The sequence below is a fragment of the Photobacterium sp. ABD4_091 genome (assembly GCF_056160145.1).
This window is the reverse complement of the sequence record NZ_JBSWWQ010000001.1, coordinates 1,971,976-1,986,411: the sequence shown is the minus strand read 5'-3', so window position 1 is coordinate 1,986,411 and position 14,436 is coordinate 1,971,976. Positions and strand designations below refer to the sequence as shown.

At 55.8% G+C, this 14,436-nt stretch carries 5 protein-coding genes; 3 read left to right on the top strand and 2 right to left on the bottom strand.

The window, feature by feature from the left end:
- Positions 1-61: 61 nt before the first annotated feature.
- The gene (locus ACXAGQ_RS09195; protein WP_475253427.1) at positions 62-1,957 is read right to left on the bottom strand and encodes a GGDEF domain-containing protein; all 1,896 of its coding nucleotides are present in this window, start codon (positions 1,955-1,957) and stop codon (positions 62-64) included.
- Positions 1,958-2,045: 88 nt separating this feature from the next.
- On the bottom strand, positions 2,046-2,990 hold the full coding sequence (mnmL, locus tag ACXAGQ_RS09190; protein ID WP_475253425.1) for a tRNA modification radical SAM protein MnmL/YtqA: 945 nt from the start codon (positions 2,988-2,990) through the stop codon (positions 2,046-2,048).
- 616 nt (positions 2,991-3,606) lie between these two features.
- Between mnmL and gltB (ACXAGQ_RS09185) the strand changes: the two genes are divergently transcribed.
- From gltB (ACXAGQ_RS09185) to gltB (ACXAGQ_RS09175), 3 genes are all read left to right on the top strand, one after another.
- Entirely contained in the window at positions 3,607-8,154 is a 4,548-nt protein-coding gene (gene gltB, locus ACXAGQ_RS09185; protein ID WP_475253423.1) for a glutamate synthase large subunit, read from the top strand.
- Positions 8,147-9,619 (top strand): glutamate synthase subunit beta, encoded by a 1,473-nt coding sequence (locus tag ACXAGQ_RS09180; protein ID WP_475253421.1) that lies wholly within the window; start codon positions 8,147-8,149, stop codon positions 9,617-9,619. Before gltB (ACXAGQ_RS09185) ends, ACXAGQ_RS09180 begins: the two co-directional genes overlap by 8 nt.
- Positions 9,620-9,969: 350 nt before the next feature.
- The gene (gene gltB / locus ACXAGQ_RS09175) at positions 9,970-14,433 is read left to right on the top strand and encodes a glutamate synthase large subunit (protein WP_475253419.1); all 4,464 of its coding nucleotides are present in this window, start codon (positions 9,970-9,972) and stop codon (positions 14,431-14,433) included.
- Positions 14,434-14,436: the final 3 nt, after the last annotated feature.

Below are 14,436 nucleotides of genomic sequence, written 5' to 3'. Positions count from 1 at the left end.
TTCCATTCACCTGCAGTCCTTCACATTTTGGTTGTACGGCGCTGCCGCCTTACGATCCAGCCTACCCGGCCTCTTTTTCCGACATGGTCATGGTGCAGTTTCGCCCGGCCGCCTTGGCCCGGTAAAGCGCAACATCCGCCAGCTCAACCAGCTCGCCATAGTCCTGGTTCGGCCTCGGGGTCAGTGTCGCCACCCCCAAGCTCACCGTCAGGTAAGTCGCTATATCAGAATAGCTGTGGGTCAGCCCCTTCTCGGCCAATGCCCGGTGGATGGCTTCCGCGACTACCTTACCGCCATCAAGGCTGGTATTGGGCAGCAGGAAGGCAAACTCCTCGCCGCCGTAGCGGGCAACCTCGTCAGTCTCGCGCTTGACCACGCTGCGCAGCACCTTGGCCACCTCCCGCAGGGCAAAGTCGCCTTGCTGGTGCCCGTAGTTATCATTGAACGCCTTGAAGTAGTCAATATCGCACAGGATCAAGGTCAGCGGGTGTTTTTCTCGAATATGGCTGTACCACATTTTGCGCAGCTGCTCATCGAAGCTTCGGCGATTGGCCACCTTGGTCAGGCTGTCAACAAAGCTAAGCTCCTGCAGTTCCATAATCGCATCGGCCAGCTGCTGCTCGGCCATCTTGCGCTCGGTCACGTCACGGGCCATCATCAGCACCCCGGTTGTGCCGTCTGTCGGATCCCGGTAGGGCGACTTGAGCACCTCATACCAAATCGGCGTACCGTCTTCCAAGATCACGTAGTCATCGGTCTTAACGCTGATCCCTTGCTTAATCACCTGCTGGTCTGTCTGGCGGAACAGCTCGAGCTTGTCCGGCTCCAGCACATCGGCAGAAGACTTACCCAGCAGCGATTGCTGGGTATAGCCCAGCGAGCGGGCAAACGGCTCGTTGCAGCCAACATAGATACCATGCTCATTATAGAGGGCGATGGGATCCCGGCTGGCGCTGAGGATGGTATCAAGCAGGGTGTTGCGCTGTGCCAGCTCCTGCTCGGTCACTTCCCGCTTTTCAATCTCGGTCTTCAGCACTTCCTGCATTTCATGCCAGTCGGTAACATCATGGCTAATACTGAGGGTACCGATTGCCTCTCCGCTATCACCGAGCAATAAGTTACAGTTGGTTTCCAGCAAGCGGCTGGAGCCATCAGGGGCAGTGGTCCAGGTGTGGGCAGCACTGTTGCCCAGCGAGCCGAGCCCCTGCTCTTCAGCAACCCCCTCTTCTATTCGCCCGCGCCAAAAGCGGTCAAAAGCCTTATTGGTGCCAATCAGCGCGCCGGATTTATCTTTGAAATAGACCAGCTCTGACAGTGAGTTCAGCACCTGCTGGAAAATCCGCTGTTCATTTTCCAATTTGACTTGCTCACCGTGGCTGGTGCGAGGCGAGTCAATAAACAGCAGCCAGCATGACTGCCACTGGCACCGTATCGACTGCCCTGACACGACCAGCGGGATCACCTTACCGTTACTCTGGGGCATCGCATCATCAACATCCTTGAAGGCTTCTAGGCCAGAGAAAGGGCGCAGGAAGTCGCACAGCATCTGCTCGCTGAGCCCGTCAGGGTAAAGGTAGCGATCATTGAGTTTGCGAACGCCAAGCAACTGGCGGCAGGGTTTGTTGCCATAGACCAGGTGGCCGTCTTTCTTGCGCACCACCGCAACGGCAACGGGCATTAGGGTCAGCTGGTTGCGCAGGCGCTGGAACGAGCCCGCCTCGAGATGGTGGAAAAGGAGCGTAAGCAGGCCGCCCCCAATCAAAAGAACCAGGAGCAATAGTGAAAACAGCAGGGCTGGATTGTCGGCCTGTAGCCAGTAGGGAAGGGATGATGCATAAGACACCGGTGAGAAAGCCGCTAAACCCAGCAGGGGCAGGCTGCCCCCGCAACGGGCCAAACAGGTAAACAATGTAGGCAGCGAGGGGCTAGCTGAGCGTTCCGGACAAGGAGTATGCATTGATTTTCGTAATTGACGTCATTTTACTCGTAATTTAACACACTTACGGCTCCGACTGCCATGCCTGACCGAGCGCCAGGCGCTATGCCTAGCCCGCCTTTTTGATTGGGGGCGTGTAGACAAACGGCTTGCCCAGCGCCGCTCCCTGACCACCGTTATTATCAAGGTTGCGACCAATATCCGTCATTGCCAGCCAGCGGTTTTCACACCATTCAGGGGCCAGCAGGGTTGGTTTTCTGGCACTGGCTGAAACCCGGTGGTACACCACCTCCGGCGGCGTTAGGCGGATCATCTCGGACGATATCTCGGTGTATTCCTCGAGGCTGAGCTCGGCCAGGCGGCCTGCTTTCCACGATAGCCCCATAATACTGCCCTCGACAATGTGCAGCGGGTGCAGTTTGATACCGTCCACGCCGGCATCGACCACCTTGCGGACGGTCTCCAGGTTGTCCTCGCGGGTGTCTCCCGGCAGGCCGACAATCAGGTGGGCACACACTTTCAGCCCCATTGCCCGGGCACGCTTGGCAACCGCTTCATAGCAAGCAAAGTCATGGCCACGGTTGATCCGCTTGAGGGTTTTGTCATTGGCGGTCTGCAGGCCTAGCTCCAACCAGATCTCATAGCCCTGTTCGCGGTAGCCTGCCAGTAGCTCGAGCACTTCGTCCGGTACGCAGTCCGGGCGAGTACCAACGCACAGGCCAACGATATCAGCCGCTTCTAACGCCTCTTCATACATAGCCTTGAGCGTCTGTACTTCGGCATAGGTACTGGTATAGGCCTGGAAATAGGCTAAGTAACGCTTGGCGCGGTTAACCTCACCGGCCCGCTGGGTGAGCTGCTCGGTGATCGGCTTGTGCTGCGCCTGCTCATCGGCAAACGAGGCAACATTGCAGAATGTGCAGCCGCCGCGGCCAATGGTGCCGTCGCGGTTCGGGCAGCTGAAGCCACCATGCAAGGTCAGTTTGTGTACCTTCTCTCCGTAGCGACGCTGTAGGTCCTGGCCAAAAGTATTCACGAGCTCATGCAGCTGCATCTTGTCACCTAGTCATTCAAGGGGGTCGAAAAAAGCGGCACAGGTTAGCACCGATGACATTGGCAAAAGTTGTGCGAGAACAAAAAAGGCGTTTTTTTCACCATATATAAGCTGGGACAGGGAATGAAAATTAGCAACAACATCATCCCGTAATACTTTGGTATAAAGCCCGCCCGAAAAGCCCTGCGAAAAGCAAGGGAAAAACCGACGCTATGCATATTGATAGCCAAATTAGAATATATACGCACCTCGTTAAGTAATTAATTCATAGGGATGCCGGAATGTTACAGCCCTGGGATAATTTTTGTTGGTAATTAATCAATCAAAAATGTAGGATAGTTACAGCTGTGTGCAATTTATGAACAATAAAAGTAACTAAACCATCGCAAAATACAGTGGTTTATGTTGCTCCCCCTCAAAACTGCAGCGCTTTTGCATACCAGAGCAGCAGTGCTACAGAATGAAGTTTGCTATTGATTGACTACATCATCCCACAGCAAACCCATCCAACAAGGCCGGACAGGAGTCCACCATAGGCCCTGAAGGATGCATAACCAAAATTAGGGATAACTCAGGTGCCAGGATTGGTGCCTGTTGAAACTGGAAGGAAGTATCTATGACAGATCAAGAGCTGAATGCTCAGGGACTTTATGTGCCTGAAATGGAGCACGATGCCTGTGGTATCGGCTTTGTGGCCCACCTGAAGAACCGCAAATCCCACGAAATTGTCACCCAAGCCCTTGATATGCTAGCTCGGATGGAACACCGTGGCGGCCAGGGCTGTGATCCGTGCAGTGGTGACGGTGCCGGTATCTTGCTGCAGAAACCGCATGAGTTCCTGCTAGAAGAAACCGTCAAGCAAGGCATCCGCCTGCCGTCTTTCGACCAATACGGTGTGGGCGTGGTGCTTTTCCCCAAAGACGAATACAAACGCCAGCAGTGCCGTGACATCCTTGAGCGCAATGCCAAACGACTTGACCTAGAAGTCATTGGCTACCGTGTGCTGCCCGTCGACAATTCAATGATTGGCGTTGATCCGCTCAGTACCGAGCCCCAGTTCGAGCACGTCTTTATTACCGGCGGTACCAGCATGGACCCGGCTGAGCTCGAGCGTAAGCTGTATGTTCTGCGTAACTACACGGTGCGTGTCTGCCTGGAAAGCATCTCCAACATCGGTGATGACTTCTATATTAACTCTCTGTCATACAAGACATTGGTGTACAAGGGCCAGCTAACCACTGAACAGGTGCCCCAATACTTCCTTGATCTACAGAACCCATCGATGGTGACGGCCCTGGCGCTGGTTCACTCCCGCTTCTCGACCAACACCTTCCCGAAGTGGCGCCTGGCCCAGCCTTTCCGTTACATCGCCCACAACGGTGAAATTAACACCGTGCGCGGTAACCTGAACTGGATGAAGGCACGTGAAGCGATTCTTGAGTCTGAGCTATTCAGCCAGCAAGAAATCGATATGCTGTTGCCTATCTGTCAGGAAGGCAGTTCGGATTCATCCAACTTCGATATGGCGTTGGAGCTGCTAGTCCTATCGGGCCGCAGCCTGCCGCATGCACTGATGATGCTGATCCCTGAAGCTTGGCAAGAAAACAAGAACATGGATCCGAAGCGCCGTGCTTTCTACCAGTACCATGCCAACGTCATGGAACCGTGGGACGGCCCTGCCTCGGTGTGTTTCACCGACGGTGTCCAAGTTGGTGCAACCCTTGACCGTAACGGCCTGCGCCCATCGCGCTACACCGTGACCAAGGATGACTTCCTGGTCATGGCATCAGAATCCGGTGTGGTTGAGATCGAGCCGGAGAACGTCCAGTTCCGTGGGCGCCTGCAGCCAGGCCGTATCTTCGTTGCCGACCTAGAGCAGGGTCGTATCATCTCCGACGAAGAAGTCAAAGACACTATCGCTTCAGCCCAGCCTTATGAGCAGTGGGTCAAAGACAACCTGCTGACATTGAAGAGCCTGCCTGAAGCGGACAATATGCACCACCAGCCAACGCCAGAACGCCTGCTGCACCACCAGCAAGCCTTTGGCATGAGCTCGGAAGAAGTCAACGATATCATCGTACCGCTTGCGAAAACCGGTTACGAGCCACTGAGCGCCATGGGTGCCGACTGGCCGCTGGCTGTGCTGTCGCACCAGTCACAGCACCTGTCGAACTACTTCAAGCAACTGTTTGCCCAGGTGACCAACCCGCCGATCGACCCGATCCGCGAGCGTATGGTGATGTCACTCAATACCTACCTGGGTAAAGATCATAACCTGCTGGCAGAAACCCCTGAGCACTGCCAGAAGGTGGAAATCGAATCGCCAGTTCTGAGCAATGCCGAGCTGGAAAAACTGCGTGCTATCGATAACGAGTACCTGCAGGCCAAGACGCTGGATATCGTGTTCCGTGCCAGCGGCGAAGACGGCAAGCTCGAGCGTGCCCTTAAGCGTATCTGCCAGTACTCGGAAGATGCGGTTATCGACGGCTACTCGATCATCATCCTGACCGACCGTGCCGTAAACTCCAACCATGCCGCTATCCCGGCAATGCTGGCCGTCGGAGCTGTTCACCACCACCTGATCCGCAAAGGCCTGCGTGCCAAGTGTGACATCGTGGTTGAAACCGGTGATGCCCGCGAAACCCACCACTTTGCGACCCTGGTTGGCTACGGCGCCAATGCGGTTAACCCATATCTGGTGACCGAAACCATTGTTGACCTGCAGCGTAAGCGCAAACTGGATCCGGAAGTACCAACCGAAGAGCTATTCAATAACTACCGTAAGGGTGTGAACGGCGGCCTATTGAAGATCTTCTCCAAGATGGGGATCTCGACCCTGCAGTCTTACCACGGTGCCCAGATCTTCGAAGCCCTTGGTATCAGCAAGTCAGTGGTTGATAAGTACTTCACCGGTACGGTTTCCCGTATTCAGGGCCTGACCATAGATGACATTGCTAAAGAAGTATTGGTTCGCCACCGCCTAGGTTACCCAACGCGCGAAGTGCCAATTCAGATGCTGGATGTCGGCGGTGTCTACCAGTGGAAACAGCGTGGTGAAAAGCACCTGTTCAACCCAGAAACTATCTCGCTGCTGCAGCAATCTACCCGTAACAAGGACTTTGCCCAGTTCAAAGAATACGCCAGCGCCGTTGATGCCCAGGGCGACAACGCAGCGACTTTGCGTAGCCAGCTTGAGTTCATCAAGAACCCAGCCGGCTCTATCCCGCTGGCAGAGGTTGAGCCAATCGAGAGCATCCTCAAGCGCTTTGCGACCGGTGCAATGAGCTTCGGCTCTATCTCTTACGAAGCCCACTCGACGCTTGCAGTCGCGATGAACCGCATCGGTGCGAAATCCAACTCCGGTGAAGGCGGTGAAGACCCAGCCCGTTTCGAGAAGAAAGACAACGGCGACTGGGAACGCTCTGCCATCAAGCAGGTCGCATCTGGCCGCTTCGGTGTCACCTCATACTACCTGACCAACTCTGATGAAATTCAGATCAAGATGGCACAGGGTGCCAAGCCGGGTGAAGGTGGTCAGCTACCGGGTGATAAGGTCGATGACTGGATCGGTGCAACCCGTCACTCAACCCCGGGCGTCGGCTTGATTTCACCACCGCCACACCACGATATCTATTCTATCGAGGACTTGGCGCAGCTGATCTACGATCTGAAAAACGCCAACCGTGCCGGCCGTGTTAACGTCAAGCTGGTATCGGAAGCCGGTGTCGGTACGATTGCCTCAGGTGTCGCCAAAGCGAAAGCCGATGTTGTGCTTATCGCGGGCTTCGATGGCGGTACCGGTGCATCACCAATGTCATCTATCCGCCACACCGGTCTACCGTGGGAGCTTGGCTTGGCCGAAACCCACCAGACCCTACTGAAGAATGGCCTACGTAACCGTATCGTGGTCCAGACCGATGGTCAGATGAAGACTCCACGTGACCTTGCAGTGGCAACTCTGCTGGGTGCCGAAGAATGGGGCGTGGCAACCGCAGCCTTGGTAGTTGAAGGTTGTATCATGATGCGTAAGTGTCACAAGAACACCTGCCCTGTGGGTATCGCGACCCAGAACAAGACCCTACGTGAGCGTTTCGACGGCCGCGTAGAAGATGTCGTGACCTTCTTCCAGTACATGGCTGAAGGCCTACGTGAAATCATGGCTGAGCTTGGCTTCCGTACTATCGACGAGATGGTTGGTCAGTCGCACAAACTGAAAATCCGCGACAACATTGGCCACTGGAAGTACCAGAACCTGGATCTAAGTCCGGTACTATTCATTGAGCCGGCCCGTGACGAAGACGGCGTGTACAACCAGCGTGAGCAGAACCACAACCTCGAAGAGGTATTGGACCGCAAGCTGATTGAAGCGGCGGCCCCAGCCCTTTACGAAGGCAAGCAGGTGGATGCCGAGTTTGACATCATCAACACCGACCGCAGTGCCGGTACCATGCTGTCGAACGAAATCTCCAAGATTTACAAAGATAAGGGCTTGCCTCAGCCAATGAACGTCAAGTTCAACGGCTCTGCCGGCCAGAGCTTCGGTGCCTTCCTGGCCAAGAACGTCAAGTTCGAAGTCGAAGGCGATGCCAACGACTACTGGGGCAAAGGCCTGTCAGGCGGTACGCTGGTGCTCTACCCAGATGCCAAATCTGACATCATCCCAGAAGACAACATCGTTGTCGGTAACGTCTGTTTCTACGGTGCCACCTCGGGTGAGTCCTACATCCGCGGTATGGCGGGCGAGCGCTTCTGTGTCCGTAACTCGGGTGCCAAGGTCGTGGTTGAAGGCGTGGGTGACCACGGCTGTGAATACATGACTGGCGGTGTGGCGGTTATTCTAGGCCAAACAGGCCGTAACTTCGCAGCTGGTATGAGTGGCGGTGTGGCGTATGTTTGGGATCAGTTCGAAGACTTCGACACCAAGCTCAACCCTGAGTTGGTTGACCTCGACCCAATCGAGCAGGAAGACAAGGATCTGCTGCACGATATGCTAACCAAGCACGTCGAGCTGACTGGCAGTACTGTGGCAGAAACCTTCTTGTCTAACTTCGAGGCCAACCTCGAGAAGATGGTGAAAGTCATGCCAAGGGATTACAAGGCAGTACTACAGAAGCGCAAGGCAGAAGCACAAAACAAGGAAGAGTTGGAGGCCGTCAATGGGTAAGCCTACTGGATTTTTAGAGTTTGGCCGTGAGCTGCCAAAGAAGCTGGATCCGAGCGTCCGTATCCAGGACAACAAGGAGTTTGTTCTCAACGAGGAGTTCGGCGACAAGATCAACACGCAGGCATCGCGCTGCATGGACTGTGGCGTACCGTTTTGCCATAACTCCTGCCCGATCGGTAACATCATCCCGGAATTCAATGACGCGGTGTACCGTGACAGCTGGGAAGAGGCGTGGAATATCCTGAGCTCGACCAACAACTTCCCGGAATTTACCGGCCGTGTCTGCCCAGCCCCTTGTGAAAGTGGCTGTGTACTGGGGATCAACCAAGACCCAATCACGATTTGTAATATCGAGAAGACCATTGTCGAAACGGCGTACCGCGAAGGGTACGCCAAACCGAAGACACCGCGTTCGCGTACCGGTAAAACGGTCGCAATCATCGGCTCGGGCCCTGCAGGCCTGGCGGCAGCAGAGCAGCTCAACAGTGCCGGTCACTGTGTGACGGTATTCGAGCGTGATGAGAAAGTGGGTGGCCTACTGCGTTTCGGGATCCCTGATTTCAAACTGGGCATGGACATTATCGATCGCAAGATCAACCTGATGGCCGATGCCGGGATCAAGTTCGAAGTGAACGCTCATGTCGGTGTCAACATCAACGCCCAGCAGCTGCGCCAGGACTTTGATGTGGTCTTGCTGACCGGTGGTTCAACCGTTCCCCGCAACCTGCCGATCCCTGGCCGTGAGCTCAAGGGCGTGCACTTCGCCATGGAGTTCCTTGCCCAGAACAACCGCCGTGCCAACGACATGGATCTGAAAACCGAAGAGATCCATGCCAAAGGCAAACATGTCGTGGTGATCGGTGGTGGTGATACTGGCTCTGACTGTGTGGGTACATCCAACCGCCACGGTGCAGAGAGCATTACCCAGGTTGAGATCATGCCGATCCCGCCAGAGAAGCGCCCGGCCAACCAACCATGGCCTTCTTACCCGATGATCATGAAAACCTCGACCTCCCACGAGGAAGGCTGTGAGCGTCACTGGAATATCCTGACCAAGGAGTTCATCGGTGATGAAGCGGGTAATGTCAAAGCGCTGCGTATTGCAGATATCCAATGGGAAGAAGCAAAAGCGGGTGAGCGCCCAGGCTTTACCGAAGTGGCTGGCTCGGAGCGTATCATCCCATGTGACCTAGCCTTTTTGGCAATGGGCTTCCTGCATCCAGAGCCAACCGGCGTGCTAGCGCAGCTGGACATCAAGCTCGATGATCGTGGCAACGTGGCAACACAGGGTTTTGCCACCAACCAGCAAGGTGTATTTGCTGCTGGCGATATGCGTACCGGCCAATCACTGGTGGTCCGCTGTATCAACGAAGGGCGTGAATGTGCCCGCGAAATCGATGACTACCTGATGGGTGGCAGCAACCTCGAAGCCAAAGCCGATTCGCTGATGCTATCGAATGCCTAATCGGGATAATCCCCACCCGTCCCGGGAAACATAAACCAAACCGGCCTGTACAGGCCGGTTTTTTATTCCTCACAAGCCCGCCTCACCATAATTATTCACTCTACACTCCCCCTATATCACTGCATTATCCGTGCCTACAGTAGATGTTAATTTATTGTTTATAGTTTGACCTTTCTGTAAATAGCCGTTAACTTGAAAGGTCGCTGGAAGCAAAAAGGTACCTTCAGCGGCCACCCGATAATCACAAGAAACAACCCGTGGTACGCGTGAAGGTTGTCAACGACGGTCAGGAAGACCGTCAAAAGATGCAGTATTTCTGCTTATTCAGGCAGATGCTAGGGAGAGTTGTAATGACACTGTATAACCCCATGCTGGATAAAGATAACTGTGGTTTCGGCTTAATCGCCCACATTGAAGGAGAAACCAGCCACAAACTTGTCCGGACCGCGATTTCCGCCCTTGACCGAATGACCCACCGTGGCGGCATCGCTGCCGATGGCAAAACAGGTGACGGTTGTGGGCTGCTAATGAAAAAGCCCGATAGCTTCTACCGCATCGTGGCCGAAGACAACGGCTGGAAGCTGTCGCGGGAATTTGCTCTTGGCATGCTGTTCCTCAGCCAGGATCCGGTGCTTGCCGAACAGGCCCGCACGATCATCAGCGAAGAACTGGCCAAGGAAACCCTGTCATTGGTTGGCTGGCGTCCGGTGCCGATCAACCCTCAGGTGCTCGGCCCGATAGCGGCCGAAACTCTCCCCAATATCGAGCAGGTTTTTATCAACGCCCCTGCCGGCTGGAAGCCAAGGGATATTGACCGCCGCCTCTATGTCGCTAGACGCAGGATCGAAAAACGCATCACTGCAGACCCCGACTTCTATATCTGTAGCCTGTCGACCCAAGTGACCGTTTACAAAGGGCTGTGTATGCCAGCGGATCTGCCCCGCTTCTACCAGGATCTGGGAGATATCCGGCTAGAGTCATCGATTTGCCTGTTCCACCAACGCTTTTCAACCAATACCCAGCCCCGCTGGCCGCTGGCCCAGCCGTTCCGCTACCTGGCCCACAACGGTGAGATCAATACCATTGCCGGTAACCGCCAATGGGCAAGAGCGCGGGCTTACAAGTTCGCTTCACCTTTGCTGCCGGATCTGCAAACTGCAGCTCCGTTTGTCAACGAGACCGGCTCGGACTCCTCTAGCCTCGACAACATGCTCGAGCTGTTCCTCTCCGGCGGCATGGATCTCTTCCGCGCGATGAGAATGCTGGTACCGCCAGCCTGGCAGAACCACCCAGACATGGATCCCAAACTGCGGGCTTTCTACGATTTTAACTCCATGCACATGGAGCCTTGGGATGGGCCAGCCGGTATCGTCATGTCCGATGGCCGCTATGCCGCCTGTAACCTTGACCGAAATGGCCTCCGCCCTGCCCGATATATCATTACCAAGGACAAGCTGATCACCTTAGCTTCCGAAGTCGGGATCTGGGATTACGCCCCCGATGAAGTAGCTGAAAAAGGCCGCGTCGGGCCGGGTGAATTGCTGGTGATCGACACCAAGTTCGGCAAGATCTGGCATTCTGCCGATATTGATAACGATCTGATGGGACGCCACCCCTATAAAGAGTGGATGGATAGCCACGTCAAACGACTTACGCCCTTTGAGGAGCTCGGCGATGAACAGGTCGGCAGCCGCTCGTTCGACGATACCGAGCTGAGCACCTGCCAAAAGCAGTTTGCAATGAACCGCGAGGAAGTCGATCAGGTCCTGCGGGTGATCGGCGAGAACGGCCAGGAGGCCACTGGCTCGATGGGGGATGACGCGCCAATGGCCGTGCTCTCTTCCCGCGAGCGGGCCGTCACCGATTACTTCCGCCAGATGTTTGCCCAGGTCACCAACCCGCCGATAGACCCACTGCGGGAAAAACATGTGATGTCGCTGGCGACCTGTATTGGCCGTGAAATCAACGTGTTCTGTGAAACCGACAGCCACGCTTACCGGGTTGCCTTCGGCTCGCCGGTTCTGCTCTACTCCGACTTGGTCCAGCTGCTGGAGCTCGACAACCAGCACTATCGCAACAGCATCATCGATATCAACTTCGATCCGAACGAGAAAGATCTCAAGCAGGCGATCATCGATATCTGTGATCAGGCTGAGCGGCTGGTCCGCAGCGGCACAGTGCTCATCGTGCTGTCAGACCGCGGCATTAACGCAGGCAAGTTGCCTATCCCTGCCGCCATGGCTGTGGGGGCGGTACAGAACCGCTTGGTGGCCGAGCAGCTGCGCTGCGATGCCAACATTATCGTCGAAACCGCCACCGCACGCGATCCGCACCAGTTTGCAGTAATACTCGGTTTTGGTGCCACAGCAATCTACCCGTACCTCGCCTATGAGACCCTCGGCCAGCTGGTCGACAGTGGCGCCATTGCCAAGCCGTACCGCGAAGTGATGCTCAACTTCCGCAACGGCATTAACAAAGGCCTTTACAAAATCATGTCCAAGATGGGGATATCGACCATCGCCTCCTACCGCTGCGCCATGCTGTTCGAAGCGGTCGGGCTGGATGGCGAGGTGGTCGAGCTCTGCTTCCGCGGCGTCTCTAGCCGGATCCAGGGCGCTGGCTTTGCCGATTTCCAGCAAGACTTGTTCAACCTCTCACGCCGCGCTTGGCTCAAGCGCAAGCCCATCGAGCATGGCGGCTTGCTCAAATACGTCCATGGCGGTGAGTTCCATGCCTATAACCCGGATGTGGTCGGCACCTTGCAAAAAGCGGTCAAGTCCGGTGATTACGCCGACTACCAAGCCTTTGCCAAACAAGTTAACGAGCGGCCTATCGCAGCGATCCGCGATTTGCTTAAACTGAGTTCGGATCAAACGCCTATCGCCATCGACAAGGTCGAGCCAGCGTCAGCGCTCTACCAACGGTTTGACTCCGCGGCAATGTCTATTGGAGCGCTCAGCCCAGAGGCACACGAGGCTCTGGCCATTGCCATGAACCGGTTGGGCGGCTGCTCTAACTCCGGCGAAGGCGGCGAGGATCCACGTCGCTTCAACAGCGAGCGTAATTCCCGCATCAAGCAGGTCGCCTCAGGCCGCTTTGGTGTTACCCCGCACTATCTGGTCAACGCCGATGTTATCCAGATCAAAGTCGCGCAAGGAGCCAAGCCCGGTGAAGGCGGACAGCTGCCGGGCCATAAAGTCACTACCGAGATTGCCAAACTGCGCTACGCAGTACCGGGCGTTACATTGATCTCACCACCGCCCCACCATGATATCTATTCGATTGAAGATCTGGCCCAGCTGATCTTCGATCTCAAACAGGTCAACCCGGCCGCTATGGTATCGGTCAAACTGGTGTCAGAACCCGGCGTCGGCACTATTGCCACCGGGGTAGCCAAAGCCTATGCCGATCTCATTACCATCTCTGGCTACGACGGCGGTACCGGTGCCAGCCCGCTGACTTCGGTCAAATATGCCGGTAGCCCGTGGGAGCTGGGGCTTGCCGAAACCCAGCAGGCCCTGGTCGCCAATGGCCTGCGCCACAAGATCCGGCTCCAGGTCGACGGCGGCCTCAAAACCGGCTTGGACGTAGTCAAGGCCGCTATCCTCGGCGCCGAGAGCTTTGGCTTCGGTACCGCGCCAATGGTAGCGCTAGGGTGTAAATACCTGCGGATTTGCCACCTCAATAACTGTGCAACGGGCGTGGCAACGCAGGATGAAACCCTGCGGCGCGATTTCTTTAAAGGATTGCCCGAGCAGGTAATGAATTACTTCATTGGTCTTGGTGAGGAAGTCCGTGAACTCCTTGCTGAACTCGGGGTTGAAAAGCTCACCGACTTGATCGGCCGTACCGAGCTGCTCGAAGTCATCGAAGGCTATACCGCCAAACAGAGCAAACTGGATTTGTCGCCGGTATTGGCGACCAGCGAGCCACTGGAGGGTAAGACCCTTTACTGCAGCGAGAGCAACAGCCCGTTCGACAATGCGCCGCTCAATGCTGCACTGCTCGAACAGGCACTGCCTGCCATCGAAGCACGCAGCGGTGCCGACATCTTCGAGAACATCCGCAACACTGATCGCTCGGTAGGTGCACGGCTATCGGGGGAAATCGCCAAGCGCTGGGGTAACCAGGGGATGGCATCGACACCGGTCAACCTCCACCTGACCGGTACCGCCGGGCAGTCTTTCGGGGTATGGAATGCCGGTGGCCTCAACCTATTCCTCACCGGCGATGCCAATGACTATGTCGGCAAGGGGATGACCGGCGGGAAAGTTGTCATCCGTCCGCCTGTTGGCTCGGCATTCAAATCCAACCAATCAACCATTATCGGCAACACCTGCCTATATGGTGCTACGGGCGGCAAACTGTTTGCCGCCGGTAAGGCCGGGGAGCGATTTGCGGTTAGGAACTCAGGCACCATCGCCGTTATCGAAGGTGCTGGTGATAATGCCTGCGAATACATGACCGGGGGGATTGTCGCCATTCTCGGCAAGACCGGGGTCAACTTCGGCGCCGGGATGACGGGGGGGTTTGCCTACATCCTCGATGAAGACGGCGACTTTGCCGGACGGGTCAACCCTGAGCTGGTCGAGGCCCTGCCTCTGTCTGAGCTCAAGATCCACCAGGAGCACCTGCGTGGCCTGGTTGACCAGCACCTTGAGTTGACCGGCTCAGACCGGGCGCAGGAGATACTGGCCGAGTTTGACCAGTGGATCCCACGCTTCTACCTGGCCAAACCAAAAACTGCCGATGTGAATACCTTGCTCGGTCACCAGAGCCGCTCCGCCTCAGAGCTGCGCATACAAGCACAATAGGGA